This window comes from Klebsiella sp. HN106 (assembly GCF_051209435.1).
Taxonomy (GTDB): Bacteria; Pseudomonadota; Gammaproteobacteria; order Enterobacterales; family Enterobacteriaceae; genus Klebsiella; species Klebsiella oxytoca.
Window position 1 is genome coordinate 1 of record NZ_JBLURD010000023.1, and the last position, 22162, is coordinate 22162.

20 protein-coding genes, 1 tRNA gene and 2 rRNA genes are annotated in these 22162 nt (G+C 53.0%); 9 read left to right on the forward strand and 14 right to left on the reverse strand.

The window, feature by feature from the left end; genetic code table 11:
• The 3 genes from rrf (ACSIPU_RS28120) to rrf (ACSIPU_RS28130) form a co-directional block, all read left to right on the forward strand.
• Window positions 1-113 (forward strand): 5S ribosomal RNA (gene rrf, locus ACSIPU_RS28120); the annotation flags it as partial.
• 14 nt (window positions 114-127) lie between these two features.
• Window positions 128-203: transfer RNA gene (locus ACSIPU_RS28125), tRNA-Thr, on the forward strand.
• Between the two features lie 38 nt (window positions 204-241).
• Window positions 242-357, forward strand: a 5S ribosomal RNA gene (gene rrf / locus ACSIPU_RS28130).
• A 238-nt stretch (window positions 358-595) separates the two neighbouring features.
• On the opposite strand, the gene ACSIPU_RS28135 is transcribed toward rrf (ACSIPU_RS28130), so the two are convergent.
• The 3 genes from ACSIPU_RS28135 to ACSIPU_RS28145 all read right to left on the reverse strand — a co-directional run bounded on the left by ACSIPU_RS28135 (window position 596) and on the right by ACSIPU_RS28145 (window position 5362).
• Window positions 596-817, reverse strand: a complete 222-nt coding sequence (locus tag ACSIPU_RS28135; RefSeq protein WP_004106283.1) for a membrane protein — start codon at window positions 815-817, stop codon at window positions 596-598.
• A gap of 281 nt (window positions 818-1098) precedes the next feature.
• Window positions 1099-4209 (reverse strand): efflux RND transporter permease subunit, encoded by a 3111-nt coding sequence (locus tag ACSIPU_RS28140; protein WP_023321699.1) that lies wholly within the window; start codon window positions 4207-4209, stop codon window positions 1099-1101.
• A 13-nt stretch (window positions 4210-4222) separates the two neighbouring features.
• Window positions 4223-5362 carry an efflux RND transporter periplasmic adaptor subunit gene (locus tag ACSIPU_RS28145; protein ID WP_017145332.1) on the reverse strand — a complete coding sequence of 380 codons (1140 nt, stop codon included), beginning with the start codon at window positions 5360-5362 and terminating at the stop codon, window positions 4223-4225.
• A 378-nt stretch (window positions 5363-5740) separates the two neighbouring features.
• Here ACSIPU_RS28145 and envR point away from each other — a divergent pair, with 378 nt between their 5' ends.
• Window positions 5741-6382: an acrEF/envCD operon transcriptional regulator gene (gene envR / locus ACSIPU_RS28150; RefSeq protein WP_023321697.1), complete on the forward strand. Its 642-nt coding sequence runs from the start codon at window positions 5741-5743 to the stop codon at window positions 6380-6382.
• A gap of 73 nt (window positions 6383-6455) precedes the next feature.
• Here envR and fis read toward each other — a convergent pair whose 3' ends face one another.
• The 11 genes from fis to acuI all read right to left on the reverse strand — a co-directional run bounded on the left by fis (window position 6456) and on the right by acuI (window position 16517).
• On the reverse strand, window positions 6456-6752 hold the full coding sequence (gene fis / locus ACSIPU_RS28155; protein ID WP_000462905.1) for a DNA-binding transcriptional regulator Fis: 297 nt from the start codon (window positions 6750-6752) through the stop codon (window positions 6456-6458).
• A gap of 24 nt (window positions 6753-6776) precedes the next feature.
• A complete protein-coding gene (gene dusB, locus ACSIPU_RS28160; protein ID WP_017145334.1) occupies window positions 6777-7742 on the reverse strand; it encodes a tRNA dihydrouridine synthase DusB in 966 nt (321 codons plus the stop codon).
• A 328-nt stretch (window positions 7743-8070) separates the two neighbouring features.
• Window positions 8071-8811, reverse strand: coding sequence for a carbonic anhydrase (locus ACSIPU_RS28165; protein ID WP_004106274.1), 741 nt, complete (start codon window positions 8809-8811; stop codon window positions 8071-8073).
• 138 nt (window positions 8812-8949) lie between these two features.
• A complete protein-coding gene (gene prmA / locus ACSIPU_RS28170; protein WP_023321695.1) occupies window positions 8950-9831 on the reverse strand; it encodes a 50S ribosomal protein L11 methyltransferase in 882 nt (293 codons plus the stop codon).
• An 11-nt stretch (window positions 9832-9842) separates the two neighbouring features.
• Window positions 9843-11294, reverse strand: coding sequence for a sodium/pantothenate symporter (gene panF / locus ACSIPU_RS28175; protein ID WP_004106270.1), 1452 nt, complete (start codon window positions 11292-11294; stop codon window positions 9843-9845).
• Window positions 11284-11526 (reverse strand): YhdT family protein, encoded by a 243-nt coding sequence (locus tag ACSIPU_RS28180; RefSeq protein ID WP_004106269.1) that lies wholly within the window; start codon window positions 11524-11526, stop codon window positions 11284-11286. Before ACSIPU_RS28180 ends, panF begins: the two co-directional genes overlap by 11 nt.
• Window positions 11527-11636: 110 nt before the next feature.
• The gene (gene accC / locus ACSIPU_RS28185; RefSeq protein ID WP_004106267.1) at window positions 11637-12986 is read right to left on the reverse strand and encodes an acetyl-CoA carboxylase biotin carboxylase subunit; all 1350 of its coding nucleotides are present in this window, start codon (window positions 12984-12986) and stop codon (window positions 11637-11639) included.
• A gap of 10 nt (window positions 12987-12996) precedes the next feature.
• Window positions 12997-13470 carry an acetyl-CoA carboxylase biotin carboxyl carrier protein gene (gene accB, locus ACSIPU_RS28190; protein WP_004106265.1) on the reverse strand — a complete coding sequence of 158 codons (474 nt, stop codon included), beginning with the start codon at window positions 13468-13470 and terminating at the stop codon, window positions 12997-12999.
• A gap of 393 nt (window positions 13471-13863) precedes the next feature.
• A complete protein-coding gene (msrQ, locus tag ACSIPU_RS28195) occupies window positions 13864-14463 on the reverse strand; it encodes a protein-methionine-sulfoxide reductase heme-binding subunit MsrQ (protein WP_004106263.1) in 600 nt (199 codons plus the stop codon).
• Complete coding sequence (gene msrP / locus ACSIPU_RS28200; protein WP_004106261.1) at window positions 14463-15464, reverse strand: protein-methionine-sulfoxide reductase catalytic subunit MsrP; 1002 nt, start codon at window positions 15462-15464, stop codon at window positions 14463-14465. Before msrP ends, msrQ begins: the two co-directional genes overlap by 1 nt.
• A 78-nt stretch (window positions 15465-15542) precedes the next feature.
• A complete protein-coding gene (gene acuI, locus ACSIPU_RS28205) occupies window positions 15543-16517 on the reverse strand; it encodes an acrylyl-CoA reductase (NADPH) (protein ID WP_004106258.1) in 975 nt (324 codons plus the stop codon).
• Window positions 16518-16736: 219 nt separating this feature from the next.
• On the opposite strand from acuI, the gene csrD reads away from it, so the two are divergent.
• The 5 genes from csrD to ACSIPU_RS28230 all read left to right on the forward strand — a co-directional run bounded on the left by csrD (window position 16737) and on the right by ACSIPU_RS28230 (window position 22160).
• Window positions 16737-18677 carry an RNase E specificity factor CsrD gene (csrD, locus tag ACSIPU_RS28210; RefSeq protein WP_024274767.1) on the forward strand — a complete coding sequence of 647 codons (1941 nt, stop codon included), beginning with the start codon at window positions 16737-16739 and terminating at the stop codon, window positions 18675-18677.
• Between the two features lie 305 nt (window positions 18678-18982).
• Entirely contained in the window at window positions 18983-20026 is a 1044-nt protein-coding gene (gene mreB, locus ACSIPU_RS28215; protein WP_002918653.1) for a rod shape-determining protein MreB, read from the forward strand.
• 70 nt (window positions 20027-20096) lie between these two features.
• On the forward strand, window positions 20097-21083 hold the full coding sequence (mreC, locus tag ACSIPU_RS28220; protein WP_004106252.1) for a rod shape-determining protein MreC: 987 nt from the start codon (window positions 20097-20099) through the stop codon (window positions 21081-21083).
• Window positions 21083-21571 carry a rod shape-determining protein MreD gene (gene mreD, locus ACSIPU_RS28225; RefSeq protein WP_004106250.1) on the forward strand — a complete coding sequence of 163 codons (489 nt, stop codon included), beginning with the start codon at window positions 21083-21085 and terminating at the stop codon, window positions 21569-21571. Before mreC ends, mreD begins: the two co-directional genes overlap by 1 nt.
• A gap of 7 nt (window positions 21572-21578) precedes the next feature.
• The gene (locus ACSIPU_RS28230; RefSeq protein WP_004106247.1) at window positions 21579-22160 is read left to right on the forward strand and encodes a Maf family protein; all 582 of its coding nucleotides are present in this window, start codon (window positions 21579-21581) and stop codon (window positions 22158-22160) included.
• Window positions 22161-22162 lie beyond the last annotated feature (2 nt).

The following is a 22162-nucleotide window of genomic DNA, read 5'->3' on the forward strand; positions in this document are numbered from 1 at the left end:
GGCGGCGATAGCGCGGTGGTCCCACCTGACCCCATGCCGAACTCAGAAGTGAAACGCCGTAGCGCCGATGGTAGTGTGGGGTCTCCCCATGTGAGAGTAGGGAACTGCCAGGCATCAAATTAAGTGTGCTGATATGGCTCAGTTGGTAGAGCGCACCCTTGGTAAGGGTGAGGTCCCCAGTTCGACTCTGGGTATCAGCACCAGTTTTTAGGTTAAAGTTCGGCGATTTGAAAAGAATTTGCCTGGCAACGATAGCGCGGTGGTCCCACCTGACCCCATGCCGAACTCAGAAGTGAAACGCCGTAGCGCCGATGGTAGTGTGGGGTCTCCCCATGTGAGAGTAGGGCATTGCCAGGCATCAAACAAGTAAAAAGCCCATCCGTTAGGATGGGCTTTTTGCGTTTTCGCTCCTGCGTAAATATCCTTTTTCCTGGCTGGTAATGGCAATTTATCCGTTTGACGTTATCTGAGGGGAGGGGCTTTGCCCGGCCTTTAGTCGCGGGTGATACCTACCGTTAAGCATCGCGGAACTTACCTTCGGGGAAGCGGTACCGGATAACCCTCCGGTACCTTTTATGGCAGAGAAGAGAAGGCGTTAACGGGTTAAAGCTACAATACCGAGCGTCAGGCCAGCTACCGCGGCTGCGCCGCCGGCAATCGCGCCAGCGGTTTCCCAGTTATCCTGAGTTGTTCCTTTCACACAAGTATTGGTATGGACGAGTCTACCTTCAGAGTCATAAACCGGTACGCACGGAGAGTCATGTGCACAGCCGGCAAGTAGCGTAGCCAGCAATGCCACTATAATAAATTTGTTCATGATGTTACCTCTAAATAATCCGCTTCGCTGTAGTGGCGAACCCACGTACATACGGAACAGCTTATTTTATCATCAGAAATATAGTTGGCCGCCAGAGTAAATAATCTCAATTTATGACTAACGTAAATATTATTAAGAAAGACAGATGATCATGAGTAAATAATGTGGGTTGCGGGGCGAGGGTAGGTTAAAGAATAATAAATATATTTAATATCAGTGAGATAGGTATTTATTTTTCAGGCAAGAAAAAAGGCACCGGATGGGTGCCCTGGAAAGAATATTTAGTCTATGTGCCTGGTAAAGCGCCGCCTTACTACCACAAAGAAGACCGGGACAAAGAATATAGCCAGCAATGTTGCCGTCAACATTCCGCCCATAACTCCGGTACCTACTGCATTTTGAGCTCCGCTGCCTGCGCCATGGCTAATAACCAGAGGCAGAACACCCAAAATAAAAGCAAGGGAAGTCATCAGGATAGGACGTAGACGCATACGGGATGCTTCCAGTGTGGCTTCGATAATGCCCTTGCCTTCTTTATCCATCAGGTCTTTGGCAAACTCAACGATAAGAATCGCGTTTTTCGCAGAGAGGCCAATAGTGGTTAATAAACCTACCTGGAAATAAACGTCATTATTAAGCCCGCGTAACGACGCCGCGAGTAATGCTCCAACAACGCCTAATGGTACGACGAGCATGACAGAGAAGGGAATCGACCAGCTTTCATAAAGCGCCGCAAGACACAGAAAGACGACAATCAGCGAAATGGCATACAGGGCTGGCGCCTGATTACCCGATAAACGTTCTTGATAGGACATTCCCGTCCAGTCGTAACCAATACCGGCAGGAAGCTTGCTGGCTAGCTGTTCCATTAAAATCATCGCATCACCGGTACTTTTCCCCGGCGCCGCTTCCCCCAAAACTTCCATAGAGGGTAAACCATTGTAGCGCTCCAGGCGCGGTGAACCATAAACCCAGCGCGAGGTCACGAATGCGGAGAACGGGACCATCTCGCCGTTCGCGCTGCGAACGTACATATTATTGATATCGCTCGGCAGCATACGGAATTTAGCATCGGCCTGAACATAGACTTTTTTCACGCGTCCATGGTCAATAAAGTCGTTAACGTAGTAGCCCCCTAGCGCCGCGGAAATGGTCTCATTGATATCGGATAGCGAAATACCCAGAGCCTGAGCTTTCTCCTGATCGACATCAAGCTTGAATTGCGGCGTGTCTTCGAGCCCGTTGGGGCGAACGCGTACCAGCTGGTCAGGGTATTCTCTCACCATACCCAGAAGTTGATTACGGGCCTGGGTTAATGCGCTATGGCCCAGGTTACCCTGATCGATAAGCTCAAAATCAAAACCGGTAGCCGTACCCAGCTCGATAATTGCTGGTAGATTGAAAGGAAAGACCATAGCATCTTTAATCTGACTAAAGGCAACGGTAGCCCGTTTGATGATTGCCTCAACGCCATTCTCTGCGCCGCTGCGCTCTTCCCATGGCTTCAGGCTGACAAACGCCATACCGGAGTTTTGGCCCTGGCCGCTAAAGCTAAAGCCGTTAACGGTAAAGACGCTTTCAACGTTCGCCTTCTCTTTATGCAGATAGTAATCGGTAACCGTATCAAGAACCTTCTGCGTGCGTTCCTGCGTTGCGCCTGAAGGAAGCTGGATCATGGTCATAAATACCCCCTGATCCTCATCCGGCAAGAAAGAGGTGGGCAGGCGCATAAACAATATCGCCATACCCACAACGATTAGCAAATAGATGATCAGATAGCGCCCGGTACATCGCAGGATCCCACTCACGCTGTTGGTGTAGTGATTCACGCTACGATCGAATTTCGCATTAAACCAGCCAAAAAATCCTTTTTTCTCATGATGATCGGCTGATGCGGGTTTCAGTAAGGTGGCACAAAGCGCGGGGGTCAGGATTAGCGCCACCAGTACGGACAGCGCCATCGCGGAGACGATGGTGATAGAAAACTGCCGATAAATCGCCCCCGTAGAGCCGCCAAAGAAGGCCATGGGGACAAACACCGCCGATAGCACCATGGCAATACCCACCAATGCCCCCTGGATTTGCGACATCGATTTTTCCGTCGCCTCTTTTGGGGAGAGCTTCTCTTCTACCATCACGCGTTCGACGTTTTCCACTACCACGATAGCATCGTCGACCAGCAGGCCTATTGCCAGCACCATGCCAAACATCGTTAGCGTATTGATGGAGTAACCGAATGTTGCCAGCACGGCAAAGGTGCCAAGCAGAACGACCGGAACCGCGATAGTGGGGATCAGAGTAGCCCGGATATTCTGTAAGAACAGATACATCACAAGGAAGACGAGGATGATGGCTTCAAATAGCGTCTTCACCACCTCGTGGATAGAGATTTTCACAAACGGCGTGGTGTCGTAAGGATAGACGACCTTCATCCCCTGTGGGAAGTACGGCTGCAGTTCGGCAAGCTTCGCTTTTATCGCCGCGGCGGTATCAAGGGCATTAGCGCCGGTCGCAAGTTTAATTCCCAGGCCTGAAGCTGGCTTGCCATTGATTCTTGCGACGACGTTATAGTTTTCTCCGCCCAGCTCAATGCGTGCCACATCTTTCAGATGCACGACTGACCCGTCGGCGTTCACTCGCAGAGTTACTTTGCCAAATTCTGCGGGGTCCTTCAATCGCGTCTGGGCAATGATGGATGCATTTAGCTGCTGGCCTTTAAGGGCCGGAGTGCCGCCAAGCTGCCCTGCAGCAATCTGATCGTTTTGGATTTTAAGCTGGTTAATGACGTCAACAGGCGTCAAATTGTACTTATTCAGCAGGTTTCCATCCAGCCAGATGCGCATTGCATACTGTGCGCCGAAGAGCTGTACATCACCCACGCCGTTAAGGCGGCTGATAGTATCTTTGACGTTCGAGGCCACATAGTCAGAGATATCATCCTGAGTGGTGCTGGGGTTATCGGAGATGAAACCAGCGACCATTAAGAAGCTACTGCTTGATTTCTCGACGCTAATCCCCTGCTGCTGTACTTCCTGAGGCAGTAGCGGCGTTGCCAGCTGGAGTTTATTCTGTACCTGAACTTGCGCAATATCCGGATCCGTACCCGAGGTAAAGGTCAGCGTAATGGTCACGCCGCCGGCGGAATCGCTGGTTGAGGACATATACATCAGGTTATCAATACCGTTCATGTTCTGTTCGATAACCTGAGTCACCGTATCCTGTACGGTTTGGGCATCCGCGCCAGGGTAGGTGGCGGAGATAGCGACCGCAGGCGGTGCGATGGTCGGGTATTGTGCTATCGGGAGCTGCATAATCGCGAGGCCGCCGGCAATCATCATGATGATTGCCAGCACCCAGGCGAAAACCGGGCGATGGATAAAAAACTTAGACATAGGGATTCGTACCTTATTGCGCGACAGTCGTCGCGGTATCCTCTTCGGCCTTCACCGTGACGCCGGGACGCACTTTCTGCAGACCGCTGACAATGACCTTTTCACCGGCTTTCAGACCGCTCGTGATTAACCACTTATCGCCAATCGCCTGCGAGGCGGTGACTGGCCGCGTTTCAACCTGGTTTTTGTCATTGACGAGCATCACGCTGGCATCACCGCGCGGCGTACGGGTTACCCCCTGCTGAGGAACGAGAATAGCGTCTGGTGAAATACCTTCGTCGATGCGAGCGCGAACAAACATTCCTGGCAGCAGAGCATGCTGTGGGTTGGGGAAGATCGCGCGCAGCGTAATAGAGCCGGTGCTCTCATCTACCGTAACATCGGAGAACTGCAGGGTGCCCCGCAGCGCATAAGGTTGACCGTTTTCCATAATCAGCTGCACGCTTTTAGTGCCACTGCCCTGCTGCAGACTCTCCTGCTTCAGGCGCATGAAATCATTACTGGACTCGGTAACATCAACATAAATAGGATCGAGCTGCTGTATCGTCGCCATTGCATCAGCCTGACCATTTGTCACCAGTGCGCCTTCGGTTACGCTGGATTTGCCGATGCGACCGCCGATAGGTGAAGTCACTTTGGTGTACGCCAAATCAATGCGCGCGCTTTCAACGGCGGCTTTTGTTGCGATAACATCGGCATCCGCCTGGCGGGCAGTCGCTACTGCCTGATCGTATTCCTGCTGGCTGATATATTTTGTGCCGAGAAGAGGCGCATAACGTTTGACCGTTAAATGGGCGATAGCCGCTGCGGCCTCTGCTTTCGCTTCATCCCCCTTTGCGCTGTTATAAGCTGCCTGATAGGTCGCCGGATCGATTTGATAGAGAGACTGTCCAGCGGCGACATCGCTACCTTCGACAAAGTTACGATGCAGGATAATGCCGCTAACCTGCGGGCGAACTTCCGCTACGCGGTAAGCTGATGTCCGGCCAGGTAGCTCCGTGGTCACGGACAGCGGCGCGCTGTTCACCACATAAACGGAGACCTGAGGTATCTGCGCATGCGGTTGCCGATCGCCTGAATCATCACAGCCGCTGAGCAGGAGGGCCGGGATGATGAGGCTGGATAAAAGTGTAACCCTGACGTGACGTGTCATTGCTGTTCCTTATAGATTTTGAGCCAGGCTTGGCCACGAATCTGTGCAAGAAATAATGAATTAAAATGCGGTTTGGTATCCTACAAATAAAAAACGGTGGATGTAAGAAATAGTTATTTTTTAGCCATCAGCAAGGCACGCAAAAACAAAATATCGGTGATTATGTTTTGAGAATGATCTCAATTTAAAATTTGCTTACACTGATATTTAATCGGTGAATAAATTTCTTTTAATTATTCTTGTGGTGTATTTATTTGCATTTCACTTGAGATTTAACTTATCTGTATTTTTGCTAAACAATATTCATTGTCAGATGTTAGGTTTATACGTATTCACTTATTTCCCACACTCTTAATCTGGCGTAGAGCGGAGCACCGTATGCCTAGAAGAACGAAAGAAGATGCGTTAAAGACGCGGCAGCTTTTGATTGAGTCAGCCATTCAACAGTTTGCCCTACGCGGCGTGACCGGTACAACGTTAGCCGATATCGCTGATGCTGCTGGCGTGACGCGGGGAGCAGTCTACTGGCACTTTTCCAGCAAAGCGGAACTCTTTAATGAAATGTGGCAACAGCAGCTTCCGTTACGTGATCTGCTTAAACATGAATTTACCTCTTCACACGCTCAGGACCCGCTCAGCAGGCTACGAGAAAAATTTATTATCGGTCTGCAATATATCGCCATTAATCCCCGTCAACGTGCGCTAATGCAAATTCTGTATCAGAAGTGTGAGTTTTCCAGCGAGATGATATCCGAGGCTGAGATTCGCAAAAAAATTGGTTTTAGCTATCCCATTATTCGCAGTGTTTTACAGCTGTGCATTCGTAACGGATTATTACCAGAGGAAACCAACGTTGAAATTTCATTAATTGTATTACATAGCGCATTTGTCGGTATTATTAAAAACTGGCTCGTAGAGCCCGGAAAATTCGACCTGTATCATCAGGCTCCCGCTTTGGTTGATAATATTATGTCGGTCCTTTGCGGAACCCGCGGGCTACAGGCGATAGTCAATCATTAAAACGGATGCAATAAAAAAGGCGCTTCCCCATGCCGAAGAGCGCCTTTTATATCAAACACTTAACTGATTAGTATCAGTTCATGCCGTATTTTTTCAGCTTTTTACGCAGAGTACCACGGTTGATGCCCATCATCAGGGCAGCACGGGTCTGGTTACCGCGGGTGTATTGCATCACCATGTCCAACAGGGGCTGTTCTACTTCAGCCAGTACCAGCTCATACAGGTCATTAACATCCTGACCGTTCAGTTGAGCAAAATAGTTCTTCAGTGCCTGTTTAACCGAGTCACGCAGGGGCTTTTGAGTTACCTGATCCTGAGAGTTAACGGTAGAAACGGTCAGTACGTCAGAATTTACGCGTTGTTCGAACATAGTTCTGTCAGCTCTTTATTTCTATTACGCAAAATTTTCGAAGTATGCCTCCAACGCCTCCAGCTGTTCGCTGGAATCTTCTATGGCGTTGAATGTGCGCCGAAACTGGTCATCTGGAGCGTGTTCCTGCAGATACCAGGATACGTGTTTGCGTGCGATTCGGTACCCTTTTGCGTGGCCGTAAAAGCCATGCAGTTCCCGAACGTGTGCACAAAGCAAGCGCTTAACCTCTGCCAGGGGCAGCGGGGGCAGCAGCTCTCCAGTGTCCAGATAGTGCTGGATTTCCCGAAAGATCCAGGGTCTTCCCTGAGCCGCACGGCCTATCATAAGGGCATCAGCCCCCGTATAGTCGAGCACGGCTCTGGCTTTAAGCGGGTCAGTAATGTCGCCATTCGCGATAACCGGAATGGAAACTTTCTGCTTAACTGCCCGAATACTGTCGTACTCAGCGTCTCCGTTAAACAAGCAGGCGCGGGTGCGTCCGTGAATAGTCAGAGCCTGAATGCCACATTCTTCAGCCAGTTGGGCAATTTCTACACAGTTACGGTGTTCCGGTTCCCAACCGGTGCGAATCTTGAGAGTTACGGGAACGTCCACTGCTTTGACGACCGCCGTCAGGATCGACTTCACCTGGTCGGGGTACTGCAAGAGGGCTGAACCTGCAAGCTTACGATTCACTTTTTTAGCCGGACACCCCATATTGATATCAATAACTTGGGCGCCGCTTTCCACGTTAATACGGGCGGCTGCAGCCATCTCTTCCGGCACGCTGCCGGCGATTTGCACGGTACGAATACCGGGCTCATCAACGTGCACCATCCGTAAGCGGGACTTGTCGCTCTCCCAGACCTGCGGGTTGGAGGACATCATCTCGGATACGGTCAACCCTGCTCCCATCTCGTAACACAGCGTCCGGAATGGTCTGTCAGTAATGCCAGCCATAGGCGCTGCGATAAGTCGATTTCTGAGCTGGTAGTGTCCGATGCGCATGAGTTAAGAAATGACCATACTGTGACTGCAAGGCGGCGTATATTACGCATTTTTTGCACGAGATGAAAGGCCAAACTTTGAGCAATCCACTGAGGTGGATCAAAGAATCGCCGTCCAGGTCGGCGCTCATGAATAATTAGCTTTATAAATCATTGCATTAAAAATATGTGATGAATTTATCTACACATATATTTTTGCATAACTTCTCATTTTTTCTTCCCGGCCCGGGGTGTGGACAAGATAATCTGCTGAATTAATCAGCAAATTATCTTGGCTTTATGTGAGTTAGCTCTCATTTCAGAACATGATCGTGAAGCGTATCTGATGTTTACTCAATGACGACGCGACCATTCAGCGGCTGCACCGGACGATTATTATCGTGATGCATGGTGTGGCTAAATTTTGCCAGCTGCGCGGCAGACAACGTTAGCGGATGCTTAAGGACAATCCAGGTTACCCCTTCAGAGCAGGGCGGAGTAGTCAGAGAGCCGCTGAATCGCCAGTATGTCTTGTCCGCAGGAAGCAGGGCGTTGAGGTCCATTTGCGTGCTGATCTTCGCATTCTGCTCCGCTTTTTCCGGCATAGTGGCCCACAGTTTGTTCAGCTCACTATTTTCCGCCCCCTGGTCAAACATCACCGCTACGACAGTGATGGCTCCTTGAGCGTTGGTATGGACCAGGTGCATCTCCATCGCATAGTGCTTACCGTGAACGGTATTTTCGCTCGGGGCATGGAAATGGAACTGCTGAAGGGTAAATGGCGTACCGTCAATTGTAATGGTGTCCGCTGTGGTAGTTTTTAACCCGGCCTGAATGGTGTGACCATTGTTGATGAGCGTAATTGGGCCATCAATATAGTGGGTTTCCAACGGTGACAGGTGCGCTTTGAACGTGGTATCGATGTTGATGGGAGATTGGTTCATGCCGCTCTGGCAGGTTTTGTACTCTTCACTGAGCGCTCCCCAGTGCTCCGGCGAACCTTCGCCTTCATAGCCCCAATGGGAAGCAAAAACCGTAATGGGCATCATGCTTAACACCAACAATGCCGCCTTGCCTAAAGATGTTTTCATATAATTCGTCCAATGAATAAGATGATGATTTTATTGGTAACTACAATATGTTACCGCATCATCTTATGCTTATTGGGCGAATGATTTTGTACAGAAAACGCGAAAAGTTGTGGCCTGCGATGAGGCCACAAGGAGAGATTACTTTTTAATACCGGTAATCCGGCACCACTCCTCTTTCTCCACGACGGGATCGAGATTAAAGAGGTCGGCGTATGCCTCACAAACGCTTTCCGCCTGGCTGGCAAGGATGCCGGAAAGCCCCAGCAGACCGCCTGTAACCGGCAGCACGCTGATAAGCGGGGCTAGCTCGCGTAATGGGCCAGCCAGAATGTTTGCGACCACGACATCGGCTTTCATCGCCTCTGGCTGATCTTTAGGCAGATACAGTTCCAGGCGTTCAGAGACCCCGTTGCGCTCGGCGTTATCGCGGCTGGCCTGAATCGCCTGCGGATCGATATCAATACCAATCGCTTTCGCTGCGCCCAGCTTTAAGGCCGCAATGGCCAGAATGCCTGAGCCGCAGCCAAAATCGATGATCGTTTTGCCTGCGAGATCGAGTCCATCCAGCCATTCGAGGCACATTGCCGTTGTGGGATGCGTACCGGTACCAAACGCCAGGCCCGGATCGAGCATCACGTTAACGGCGTTTTCATCCGGCACATCGAGCCAGCTCGGGCAGATCCACAGGCGTTTACCGAAGCACATAGGGTGGAAGTTATCCATCCATTCGCGCTCCCAGTCTTTATCTTCCAGTTGTTCGATTTTATGCACGAAACCGGCGCCCAGCAGCGGATGCTGCTCCAGAATCGCGACCACTTCTTGCATGTCTGTTTCAGCGTCAAACAGGCCGATAACATCAGTATCGCCCCACAGACGGGTCTCGCCCGGCAGAGGTTCGAATACCGGCGTGTCGTGCGTATCCTGGAAAGTAATGGAAACGGAACCCGCTTCCATCAGCGCATCGCTCAGTTCTTCCGCGTTCGCGCCGGTAGTGTTCAGTTTCAGTTGGATCCATGGCATGGCAAAACTCTTTATTTATCAGTAGTCAATACGGCGGCTTGCGGGGCGGAGGTTCCGAAGCGGTTTCCGACCAGGAAAGCCAATAAACTTAACAGTAACGAGGGCACTATCGGATGGAAGCCCAGGTACTGAAGATTAAAAGTGGCGAGTATGGCATAGAGTACGCCGCCGACGATCATCGCGCTCAATGCGCCTTTCGCGTTCGCTCGTTCCCAGTACAGGCCCAGCACCAGCGGCCATAAGAACACGGCCTCCAGGCCGCCGAACGCCAGCAGGTTGAGCCAGATAATCATCTCAGGCGGACGCCAGGCTGCCAGCAGCAGTAAAGCGCCCAACAGCAGGGTGATCGTTGCCGACATCCGCTTCAACCGGGTTTCATTTGTTATCTGCTCGGGGCGCAGATTCAGATACAGATCTTTAATGATCGTAGCGGAACTTTGCAGCAGTTGAGCGTTGATCGTCGACATAATGGCGGCCATTGGCGCAGCGAGGAAGATCCCGGCGGCAAATGGCGGCAATACTTTCACCATGAGGGTAGGGATGACCAGATCCGGCACCGTCAGATCCGGGATCACCGCGCGGCCGAGCGCTCCGGCAAGGTGCATACCAAACATCAGGATCGCGACGACTACTGTGCCAATGATAATTCCCCGGTGAACCGCTTTGCTGTCTTTATAGGAGATGCAGCGAACGGCGGTGTGCGGAAGGCCAATCACCCCGAAGCAGACCAGCACCCAAAAAGAGGTCATAAAGGTGGGAGAAAGAATATCATCAGCACCCTGCGGAGAGACCAGCTTAGGATCGATAGTTTGTAGCGTTTCTACCGCATTATGTAGCCCGCCAGCCGCATGCACGACGCCAACCAGCAGAACAATCGTTCCTATCAGCATTACCATCCCCTGGAGGGTGTCATTGAGGACGCTGGCACGAAAACCGCCGAACGCGGTATAAAGTGCGATACTGACGCCAAAAATCAGCAGGCCGGTTTCGTAGGGGATGCCCGCCGCGGTTTCCAGCAGGCGCGCCCCGCCGATGAACTGCACCGTCATTGCCCCAACAAAAGCAACCAGTAGGCTCAGGCTCGCGAGCCAGACCAGCAGGCGGCTTTGATAGCGGGCAAAGAGCATATCGTTCAGCGTTACGGCATTATAACGTCGCGCCAGAATGGCGAATTTCTTACCCAAAATTCCCAGCGAGAGCCAGATAGCAGGAAGCTGGATCATCGCCAGCAGTACCCAGCCGAGACCATATTTATAGGCCGCGCCGGGGCCGCCTATAAACGAGCTTGCGCTGATATAGGTAGCCGTAAGCGTCATGGCTAATACAATGCCGCCCATCGAGCGGCTACCGAGGAAATATTCGTTCAGGAAGGAACCCGTTACGCGCTTACGCATCGCATAGATGGAGAGAGCAAACACCACCAGCAGGTAGGCGACAAGCGGCAGTATGACTTCAAGCTGCATCGTCATCCTCCAGAGGAATATCGCGATAAATCAGTTTTACCATTGCCCAGCACAGCAGGATAAACACCAGCGGTACCAGCAGGCAGGCCATTTCAAACCAGTGCGGCAGGCCGGTTATGCCAATACCGACGCCCGGCAAATAGGCGGCAGCCAGCCAGGCCGCAAGATAAAGAAGGGTTAGCCACAGCGCCCAGCGCGCCTCTTTATGGGCCTGAACAAAACGTTTGTCCATTTTTTGTCCCTTGAGGATGAAGAAAGCGGGGATTGTACCGCATGGAAAAGCGGAGAGGAGAGAAAAAGAAAAAAGGCCGGATTATCCGGCCTTTTGCAGCAGTAAGAGAATTACTTCTCCTGCAATCCGAGTTTTTTCTCCAGATAGTGGATATTGGTGCCACCATTCTGGAAATGTTCGTCGTTCATGATGCGGATCTGCAGATCTACGTTGGTTTTGATGCCATCGATAATCAGCTCCTGCAGCGCATTTTTCATGCGGGCAATCGCGACATCACGGTTTTCACCATAGCAGATCAGCTTGCCGATCATTGAGTCATAGTACGGAGGTACGGTGTAGCCTGCGTAGATATGAGACTCCCAGCGTACGCCAAAACCGCCCGGCGCGTGGAAGCGGGTAATTTTACCCGGGCTCGGCAGGAAGGTGTTCGGGTCTTCAGCGTTGATACGGCATTCCACCGCATGGCCTTTAACCATAACTTCTTCCTGCTTGATGGACAGCGGCTGACCAGCAGCGATGCGCAGCTGTTCTTTAATCAGATCGACGCCGGTGATCATCTCGGTTACCGGGTGTTCTACCTGAATACGGGTATTCATTTCGATGAAATAGAACTCGCCGTTTTCGAACAGGAACTCAAAAGTACCCGCCCCGCGATAGCCGATATCGACGCACGCTTTGGAGCAACGCTCGCCGATATAGCGACGCAGTTCCGGAGTAATGCCCGGCGCCGGTGCCTCTTCGACGACCTTCTGGTGACGACGCTGCATGGAGCAGTCGCGCTCAGCCAGATAGATAGCGTTGCCCTGACCGTCAGCCAGTACCTGGATCTCGATGTGGCGAGGATTCTCCAGGTATTTCTCCATATACACCATGTCGTTGTTAAAAGCGGCTTTTGCTTCCGCTTTGGTCATGGAGATGGATTGAGCCAGCTCAGCATCGCTGCGCACGACGCGCATACCGCGACCGCCGCCGCCGCCGGAGGCTTTGATAATCACCGGGTAGCCAATGCGTTTGGCATGGGCGCGGTTAACGTCCATATCTTCACCCAGCGGGCCGTCAGAGCCCGGTACGGTTGGAACGCCCGCTTTCTTCATTGCGGTAATGGCAGAGACTTTGTCGCCCATCAGGCGGATAGTGTCTGCTTTCGGACCGATAAAGATAAAGCCGGAACGCTCAACCTGCTCAGCGAAGTTAGCGTTTTCGGACAGAAAACCATAACCCGGGTGAATAGCCACCGCGCCGGTGATTTCAGCTGCGCTAATGATAGCCGGGATATTGAGGTAACTTTTTACGGACGGAGCCGGGCCAATACAGACCGTCTCATCCGCTAACAATACGTGTTTTAAATCGCGATCCGCCGTTGAGTGCACAGCAACGGTCTTGATGCCCAGTTCTTTACAGGCACGCAGGATACGCAATGCAATCTCGCCGCGGTTGGCGATAACAATTTTATCCAGCATGTTCGCCTCGTTATTCGATGACGACCAGTGGCTCGTCAAATTCTACCGGTTGACCACTTTCGACCAGAATGGCTTTCACCACGCCGGATTTATCGGCTTCGATCTGGTTCATCATTTTCATGGCTTCAACGATGCACAGGGTATCGCCCGCGTTAACTTTCTGACCGATTTCGATGAAGGCTTTCGCGTCCGGGCTCGGGGTGCGGTAGAAAGTACCAACCATTGGGGAACGTACGATGTGACCACTGATTTCCGCTGCCGCAGGGGCTTCCATTGCTGGAGTGGCCGCAGTTGCGACTGCGTTAGACAGAGCCGGCTGTTGCTGCATCATCGGTGCGGCATAAGCCTGTTGCATCACCGGGAAACCTGCGTTTGGCGCGGCACGGCTAATGCGTACCGACTCTTCGCCTTCAGAAATTTCCAGTTCGGAGATACCTGATTCTTCAACCAGCTCGATCAGTTTTTTAATCTTACGAATATCCATGAGTGGGTTCCGTACTCTTTGTTTAGTGTGATTGTGACAGGCGTGTTAGCACCGTCTGTAAAGCATATGAATTACTGCTGATTCATGACGCCGCCATTGGGCATAAGTCGACAGGTTACGCTCCGGCTGCCCGAAAGCAAAAAGCGAAACTTACCGGCCAACATGCGGCCATCTTCTGCCATTCTCGGGTAAAAAACAAAATATACCTTCGATACGCGATTGTCACCTTTTCGGGACTCAAAAAGCCCGTAAGGAAAACCAAAGTCGCACATTATAACGATTTCGTAGCATTTGGCAGCTAAATACTGGTCTTATCAGGGAAGATTATCAACCGCTATCGTGTAAAGTGGGGCGGTTGATAAAAGAACTGCGGGAAACTGCACATATCCGGAATCAGCGCCACCACTGGCGAAACTTCTTGTATCGCCATGCTAAAAGCAGCAGTGCCAGCAGCGCATAAATGATCGGCTGCGGGGATAAAATCTTCACCGACCACAGGTAGTGAATCGGCGCAAGGATCGCGACAACATAGACGAAGTTATGCAATGTTTGCCAACGGCGGCCTAATTTCCGCTGCATCGCCTGGGTGGAGGTCGCCGCCAGCGCCAGCAGAATCAGCCAGCTGAGTAAACCCAGCGTCAGGTAAGGCCTGCTGATAACTTCTGAACCCAAAAGCGCCAGATTGTTAATCCCGAGTTCGAGCAGCGTATAGCTGGTTAAATGCAGCGTTGCCCAGGCAAAGCACCATAAGCCAAGTAAGCGCCGGGTGCGTATCAATAACGGCTGTTTAGCGTAGCGCGCTAGCGGCGAAACAAGCAAGGTAGCCAGCAGGAATTTAAGAGCCATCCTACCGGTAAAGTGCTGAATATCCTTTGCCGGGTCGGCGCTGAAATAGCCCTGCTGCCCGGCCCAGAACAGCCAGACAACGGGCAAAAAGCCAGCCAGATGGAGAAGCACTTTCAGCCAGGTTATCTGCTTTACATTCAGGCGCACTAGTAGTTCTCCCGCAAATTCAGGCCCCGATAGAGCGACGCCACTTCTTCGGCATAGCCGTTGAACAGCAGCGTTGGCTGGCGTTTAACGTCGAGTACGCCGCCGGCGCCGATAAAACGCTCAGTCGCCTGCGACCAGCGGGGATGATCGACATGCGGATTAACGTTGGCGTAGAAGCCATACTCTTCGGGCCCGGCCAGATTCCAGGTGGTGGGCGGACGCTCACGGGTGAGCTCAATACTGACGATGGACTTAATCCCTTTGAAGCCGTACTTCCAGGGCACGGTGAGCCGAACCGGCGCACCGTTCTGCGGGGGCAGCGCCTTGCCATACACGCCCACGCTGAGCAGCGTCAGAGGATGCATTGCTTCATCGAGCCGCAGTCCTTCAACGTAGGGATACGCCAGACCGCCGCCGATAAAACGGTCCTTTTGACCCGGCATCTGCTCAGGAGCATAAAGCGTTTTAAATGCAACGTAGCGAGCATTGCTGGTGGGTTCGACCAGCGACAGCAGCTTATGGAGCGGGAAACCGACCCACGGAACCACCATCGACCAGGCTTCTACGCAGCGCATTCGATAAATTCGTTCTTCCAGCGGGAATCGGCTGGTCAGGTCGTCATGATCGAGCGTGAGCGGTTTTGCCACTTCGCCACCGATCGTCAGCGTCCAGGGATCGGTGCGCAGGCTGCCGGCATTCGCCGCCGGATCGGCTTTATCCAGACCGAACTCATAAAAGTTGTTGTAACCAGCAACTTTATCCTCCGGCGTGAGCGGCAGGTTATTTTGCCATTGCGCCGGTTTTTCGAACGTTAGCGCTTTGCCCGCCGGCGCCGGCGGGCGATCGTTGCCTTTAAACCAATCCAGCAGATCGGCTTGCGCGGAGGGGGTAAGGGAAAGGGCGGTCGCGCTGATGCCCAGCATTTTCAGGACCTGGCGACGTTGCAGCATAAAAACGGATTCTGCCGTAACGTCGGCTTCTGTCAGTTTTTTGGGTTTCATAGCATCCTCCGTCATGCGTTTTTTCTAAGCATGACGGAGGCGAGGCGTTATTGCGAATATGTCACGAAAAATTGCAGATTAGGCGATTTTAACCAGCGTGCGGCCCTGAATCTTATTGGTCATAATCTTTTCAGCAAACTCAGGGGCTTCGGCGAGGGTGATTTCGGTTGCGCTGTGCGCATAGAACGATTCCGGCAGATCGCGAACCAGCCTTTGCCAGGCTTCAGCCCGGCGGGCGGGCGGGGTCATCACCGAGTCAACGCCCTGCAGGCGTACATTGCGCAGAATAAACGGCATCACGGTGGTCGGCAGCGCAAATCCGCCAGCGAGGCCGCAGGCTGCAACGCAGCCGCCGTAGTTCATTTGCGCCAGTACTTTTGCCAGTACTTTATCGCCAACCGTGTCAACAGCGCCGGCCCACAGCTGCTTTTCCAGCGGGCGGGTTTCGGCGAACTCATCTCGGCCAAGGATGCGCTGCGCGCCGAGGGCTTTCAAATATTCATGGGTGCTTTCGCGCCCGGAAACCGCCGCTACCTTGTACCCCAGCTGATGCAGCAAAGCGACTGCGGTGCTGCCGACGCCGCCGCTGGCCCCGGTAACTACAATTTCGCCATCTTCAGGACGAATTCCGGCATCTTCCAGCGCCATCACGCACAGCATGGCGGTGAAGCCCGCGGTACCAATGGTCATGGCTTTACGCCCATTCAGTCCTTGAGGCATTGCTACCAGCCAGTCGCCTTTAACGCGAGCGCGTTCCGCCAGACCGCCCCAGTGGTTTTCGCCAACGCCCCATCCGGTGAGCAGCACCTGCTGGCCCGCATGAAAGCGAGGATCTTCGCTGCTGTGGACCGAACCGGCAAAATCGATGCCAGGAATCATCGGAAAGTTGCGGATGATTTTTCCTTTACCGGTGATCGCCAGCGCATCTTTATAGTTGAGGCTGGACCACTCGATATCCACTGTCACATCGCCCTGCGGCAGCTGGCTGGCGTCAATGGTTTGCACCGAAGAGAGAGTTTTGCCATCCTGCTGTTCTAAGATTAAAGCCTGCATGCGCCGGTCCTCGTAGGTTGGATGATTGGAAAAATTTTTCTGCAGACTATACTCGCTAACGGCATTATTACACCGATGTAACGCAATAAATTGCCAGATACGCCAGCTTTGGTAGTATGCGTCGCTCTTTAGAAAGTTAGTGCTTACTTTAGTTTAGGCGCCAGCACTGGAGCCCGGATGTTTATCGGGCACTCATTCACTCGCGGAGTTAACACAGGGATGCGATTAACGACGAAATTCTCAGCCTTTGTCACGTTACTCACCAGCCTGACTATCTTTGTCACGCTGATTGGCGCTTCGCTGAGTTTTTATAACGGTATTCAGCTAAAAATGACCAACCGCGTTCAGGCGGTGGCAACGATGCTGGATAACCGCCTGGTCTCTATATCTTTTGACCAGTTAGAACCGCAGATGGATGAGCTGATGACGCCGGTCGAAGTCGTGCACGTTGATTTTCAGCTTAATGGCAAATCAGTCTATAGCCATTCCCGCAACGATAACTATCGTCCGTTAGGCAGCAGCAATCAGTTCCGTAGTATCACCGTGCCGTCGCTCAAGCACCCGGGCATGGTTATCCATCTGGTTTATCTGGATCCGATGGCCAATTATTTCCGTTCGCTGCACGTTACCGCGCCGCTTTCCATCGCCATTGGTTTCATGGTGCTGATTATCTTTTTTTCCGTCCGCTGGATCCGTCGTCAGCTGGCGGGCCAGGAGCTACTGGAGCTTCGCTCTGTGCGTATTCTTAACGGCGAACGCGGCCCGCAGGTGCGCGGGTCGGTACACGAATGGCCAGTCAACACCAGCAGTGCGTTAGATACGCTGCTATCAGAACTGCAGTTTGCCAGCGATCAGCGAAGCCGCATGGATACCCTGATTCGTTCTTACGTTGCGCAGGATTCAAAAACCGGACTCAGTAACCGATTGTTCTTTGATAATCAGCTGTCGACGCTGCTTGAAGATCAGGAGAAGGTGGGGTCGTACGGTATTGTTATGATGATCCGCCTGCCGGATTTCGACCTGCTGCGCGATAACTGGGGGCGTACAGCGACTGAAGAGCATTACTTTACGCTGATCAACATGCTTTCCACCTTTATTATGCGTTATCCCGGCGCGCTGCTGGCCCGCTATCACCGAAGCGATTTTGCCGTTCTGCTCCCTCATCGCACGTTAAAAGAGGCGGATAGCATCGCCGGATTGCTATTGAAGGCTATGGATGCCCTGCCGCCAACGCGAATTCTCGATCGTGACGACATGATGCATATCGGGATCTGCGCCTTCCGTAGCGGACAAACGGCAGCCCAGGTGATGGAGCATGCGGAAGCGGCAACGCGCAATGCGGTATTGCAGGGTAGCAACAGCTGGGCCGTCTACGATGACTCTCTCCCGGAAAAGGGACGCGGCAACGTCCGCTGGCGCACGCTTATCGAGCAAATGCTCAGCCGCGGCGGACCGCGTCTCTACCAAAAACCTGCCGTAACGCGTGACGGTCGCGTACACCACCGCGAGCTAATGTGTCGTCTTTACGATGGCAAGGAAGAAGTTATCGCGGCGGAATATATGCCGATGGTACTGCAGTTCGGTCTGGCGGAAGAGTATGACCGCCTGCAAATCACCCGGTTGCTGCCGTTTTTAGGCTTCTGGCCGGAAGAAAATCTCGCGCTACAGGTGACGGTTGAGTCATTAATTCGCCCCCGCTTCCAGCGCTGGCTGCGCGATACTTTGATGCAATGCGAAAAATCGCAACGTCGGCGTATTATTTTTGAACTTGCAGAGGCGGATGTTTGTCAATATATCGGCCGCCTGCAGCCGGTTATGCGGTTGGTTAATGCTTTAGGTGTTCGAGTTGCCGTAGTTCAGGCTGGTCTGACGCTGGTTGGAACCAGCTGGATTAAGCAGCTCGACGTTGAGGTTATCAAGCTGCATTCGGGGTTATCGCGCAATATAGAAAAACGCAGTGAGAATCAGCTGCTGGTGCAGAGTCTGGTGGAAGCCTGTAAGGGGATGCCGGTTCAGGTTTTCGCAACCGGCGTGCTCAGCCGTAGCGAGTGGCAGGTGCTGTCTCAATGCGGTGTCACCGGCGGTCAGGGGGAATTTTTTGCCGCCTCACAGCCACTTGACACAAATGTGAAAAAATATTCGCAAAGATACTCTGTTTGATCTGCCGTTTAGCGTGATTTCACGTAGAATAATGCGCGCCATAGTGATGGGGGTGTGCTTGTCTACCTGCCGGATTGTCGCAATGTAAATGCCAGTGAATGACCTTTGACAGGTTGCAGATTCAAGCGCGGAGCGCTGCTGAAGATTTCGGCATCGGACGGACTCAGTCAAATTTGTAACAAAGGTAACGAACTGCACTAATTTTCACCGCAGCAGATGATTTTTGCGCCTTGTCGCTGCTGCGCGTGGTTGGTAAAGTAAGCGGATTTTGTTTTCCGCCCCAGCTTTCAGGATTATCCCTTAGTATGTTAAAAAAATTTCGTGGCATGTTTTCCAATGACCTGTCCATTGACCTGGGTACCGCGAATACCCTGATTTATGTAAAAGGACAAGGCATCGTATTGAATGAGCCTTCCGTGGTGGCCATTCGTCAGGATCGTGCCGGATCGCCGAAAAGCGTCGCAGCGGTGGGTCATGAAGCGAAGCAGATGCTTGGGCGTACACCGGGCAACATTGCAGCTATTCGCCCAATGAAAGACGGCGTTATTGCCGACTTCTTCGTTACCGAAAAAATGCTTCAGCACTTTATTAAACAGGTGCACAGCAACAGCTTTATGCGTCCGAGCCCGCGCGTGCTGGTGTGCGTGCCGGTTGGCGCGACTCAGGTTGAACGTCGCGCGATTCGTGAATCCGCACAGGGCGCTGGCGCCCGTGAAGTTTTCCTGATTGAAGAGCCGATGGCGGCTGCGATCGGCGCAGGCCTGCCGGTCTCCGAGGCAACCGGTTCGATGGTTGTGGATATCGGTGGCGGGACGACTGAAGTGGCGGTCATCTCCCTGAACGGCGTGGTCTACTCCTCTTCCGTACGTATCGGCGGCGACCGTTTTGACGAAGCGGTGATTAATTATGTGCGTCGTAACTATGGCTCCCTGATCGGCGAAGCGACCGCAGAACGTATCAAACACGAGATCGGTTCCGCTTATCCGGGTGATGAAGTTCGCGAAATCGAAGTTCGCGGGCGCAACCTTGCTGAAGGCGTACCACGCGGCTTTACGCTGAATTCCAATGAAATCCTCGAAGCGCTGCAGGAGCCGCTGACCGGCATCGTTAGCGCGGTGATGGTCGCGCTGGAGCAGTGCCCGCCGGAACTGGCTTCCGATATCTCCGAACGCGGTATGGTTCTGACCGGCGGCGGCGCGCTGCTGCGCAACCTTGACCGCCTGTTAATGGAAGAGACAGGAATTCCTGTCGTAGTTGCAGAAGATCCACTGACCTGCGTCGCTCGTGGCGGCGGCAAGGCACTGGAAATGATCGATATGCACGGCGGCGACTTGTTCAGCGAAGAGTAGTCAGCCTGAGATCCGGGTAGCTGGCTTACGGCTGCCCCGGTCTTAACTGACACGAGAATACGCATAGCCTATGAAGCCAATTTTTAGCCGTGGCCCGTCGCTACAGATTCGCCTTATTCTGGCGGTTTTGGTGGCGCTTGGCGTGATAATCGCCGACAGCCGCCTGGGTACGTTCAGCCAGATTCGAACGTACATGGATACTGCCGTCAGCCCTTTCTACTTTGTCTCTAATGGTCCCCGGGAACTGCTGGATAGCGTTTCGCAAACGCTGGCCACCCGCGACCAGCTCGAACTGGAAAACCGCGCGCTGCGCCAGGAACTGCTGTTAAAAAACAGCGATCTATTGATGCTGGGTCAGTATAAACAGGAGAACGCGCGTCTGCGCGAGCTGCTGGGCTCTCCGCTGCGTCAGGACGAGCAAAAAATGGTGACCCAGGTCATCTCAACGGTTAACGACCCATACAGCGATCAGGTTGTTATCGATAAAGGCAGCGTTAACGGCGTATATGAAGGTCAACCGGTCATCAGCGATAAAGGCGTCGTCGGCCAGGTGGTCGCGGTGGCGAAGCTGACCAGCCGCGTGCTGCTGATTTGCGATGCCACTCATGCGTTACCGATTCAGGTGCTGCGTAACGATATTCGCGTGATTGCGGCAGGCAACGGTTGTACTGACGATCTGCAGCTGGAACATCTGCCGGCCAATACTGATATTCGCGTCGGCGACGTCCTTGTGACTTCGGGGCTCGGCGGCCGCTTCCCGGAAGGGTATCCGGTGGGCGTGGTCTCTTCCGTTAAGCTGGATACGCAGCGCGCGTACACGGTGATTCAGGCCCGTCCGACCGCCGGTCTGCAGCGCTTGCGCTATCTGCTGCTGCTGTGGGGCGCCGATCGCAACGGAGCTAATCCCATGACGCCGGAAGAGGTTCATCGCGTAGCGAACGAGCGCCTGATGCAGATGATGCCGCAGGTTCTGCCTGCGCCGGATGCGATGGGGCCGCAGATGCCGGCGCCAGCAACCGGTATGCCACAGCAGCCTCTGCCTGCAGGGGGGCAATAGTGGCAAGCTACCGTAGCCAGGGACGCTGGGTTATCTGGCTCTCGTTCCTTATTGCACTCTTGTTGCAGATTATGCCCTGGCCGGCGGACATTAGCGTTTACCGGCCAAACTGGGTATTTCTCATCCTGTTGTACTGGATTCTTGCGTTGCCCCATCGGGTTAACGTCGGCACAGGCTTTGTGATGGGCGCAATCCTCGATCTCATTAGCGGTTCGACGCTTGGCGTTCGCGCACTATCATTAAGTATTGTGGCTTATCTGGTTGCGCTGAAATATCAGCTGTTCCGCAATCTGGCGCTCTGGCAACAGGCGCTGGTGGTAGTCATGTTATCCCTCGCCGTGGATATCATTGTTTTCTGGGCAGAGTTTTTAGTGATCAACGTCTCTTTCCGCCCGGAAGTGTTCTGGAGTAGTGTAGTAAACGGTGTGCTCTGGCCATGGATTTTCCTGCTAATGCGTAAAGTGCGTCAGCAGTTTGCGGTGCAATAAGGTTGATATGACGACTCTGTATCTGGCTTCAGGCTCTCCCCGTCGGCAGGAACTGCTGACTCAGCTCGGTCTCTCTTTTGAACGCGTGATTCCCGGTATTGAGGAACAGCGCCGTCCCCAGGAGAGCGCGCAGCAGTATGTTGTACGTCTGGCGCGTGAGAAGGCTCAGGCTGGAGTGGCGTTAGCGCCGCTTGATCTCCCCGTACTGGGAGCGGATACCATTGTCATCCTTAATGGTGAAGTGCTGGAGAAGCCGCGCGATGCCGGCCACGCCGCCGAAATGCTGCGTATGCTTTCCGGGAAAACCCATCAGGTGATGACCGCCGTGGCCCTGGCCGATAAGCAGCAGACGTTGGATTGCCTGGTGGTCACGGAGGTCACTTTCCGTGTGCTCTCAGTACAGGATATCGCCGATTATGTTGCCAGCGGCGAACCTTTAGATAAAGCAGGTGCATACGGTATTCAGGGGTTGGGTGGCTGTTTTGTCAGGAAGATAAACGGCAGCTATCACGCCGTAGTGGGCTTACCGCTGGTGGAGACGTATGAGTTGCTGAGTAACTTTAACTCACTGCGTGAAGAAAAGGGATAAAG

What these genes read in the sequence shown, in the direction of transcription:
- acuI (WP_004106258.1), bottom strand. Translation starts at nt 16,517, where the DNA reads ATGCAGGCTTTAATCTTAGAACAGCAGGATGGCAAAACTCTCTCTTCG.
- fis (WP_000462905.1), bottom strand. Translation starts at nt 6,752, where the DNA reads ATGTTCGAACAACGCGTAAATTCTGACGTACTGACCGTTTCTACCGTT.
- mreB (WP_002918653.1), top strand. Translation starts at nt 18,983, where the DNA reads ATGTTAAAAAAATTTCGTGGCATGTTTTCCAATGACCTGTCCATTGAC.
- dusB (WP_017145334.1), bottom strand. Translation starts at nt 7,742, where the DNA reads ATGCGCATCGGACACTACCAGCTCAGAAATCGACTTATCGCAGCGCCT.
- accB (WP_004106265.1), bottom strand. Translation starts at nt 13,470, where the DNA reads ATGGATATTCGTAAGATTAAAAAACTGATCGAGCTGGTTGAAGAATCA.
- csrD (WP_024274767.1), top strand. Translation starts at nt 16,737, where the DNA reads ATGCGATTAACGACGAAATTCTCAGCCTTTGTCACGTTACTCACCAGC.
- ACSIPU_RS28165 (WP_004106274.1), bottom strand. Translation starts at nt 8,811, where the DNA reads ATGAAAACATCTTTAGGCAAGGCGGCATTGTTGGTGTTAAGCATGATG.
- panF (WP_004106270.1), bottom strand. Translation starts at nt 11,294, where the DNA reads ATGCAGCTTGAAGTCATACTGCCGCTTGTCGCCTACCTGCTGGTGGTG.
- accC (WP_004106267.1), bottom strand. Translation starts at nt 12,986, where the DNA reads ATGCTGGATAAAATTGTTATCGCCAACCGCGGCGAGATTGCATTGCGT.
- msrP (WP_004106261.1), bottom strand. Translation starts at nt 15,464, where the DNA reads ATGAAACCCAAAAAACTGACAGAAGCCGACGTTACGGCAGAATCCGTT.
- mreC (WP_004106252.1), top strand. Translation starts at nt 20,097, where the DNA reads ATGAAGCCAATTTTTAGCCGTGGCCCGTCGCTACAGATTCGCCTTATT.
- ACSIPU_RS28180 (WP_004106269.1), bottom strand. Translation starts at nt 11,526, where the DNA reads ATGGACAAACGTTTTGTTCAGGCCCATAAAGAGGCGCGCTGGGCGCTG.
- ACSIPU_RS28140 (WP_023321699.1), bottom strand. Translation starts at nt 4,209, where the DNA reads ATGTCTAAGTTTTTTATCCATCGCCCGGTTTTCGCCTGGGTGCTGGCA.
- ACSIPU_RS28230 (WP_004106247.1), top strand. Translation starts at nt 21,579, where the DNA reads ATGACGACTCTGTATCTGGCTTCAGGCTCTCCCCGTCGGCAGGAACTG.
- prmA (WP_023321695.1), bottom strand. Translation starts at nt 9,831, where the DNA reads ATGCCATGGATCCAACTGAAACTGAACACTACCGGCGCGAACGCGGAA.
- envR (WP_023321697.1), top strand. Translation starts at nt 5,741, where the DNA reads ATGCCTAGAAGAACGAAAGAAGATGCGTTAAAGACGCGGCAGCTTTTG.
- ACSIPU_RS28135 (WP_004106283.1), bottom strand. Translation starts at nt 817, where the DNA reads ATGAACAAATTTATTATAGTGGCATTGCTGGCTACGCTACTTGCCGGC.
- ACSIPU_RS28145 (WP_017145332.1), bottom strand. Translation starts at nt 5,362, where the DNA reads ATGACACGTCACGTCAGGGTTACACTTTTATCCAGCCTCATCATCCCG.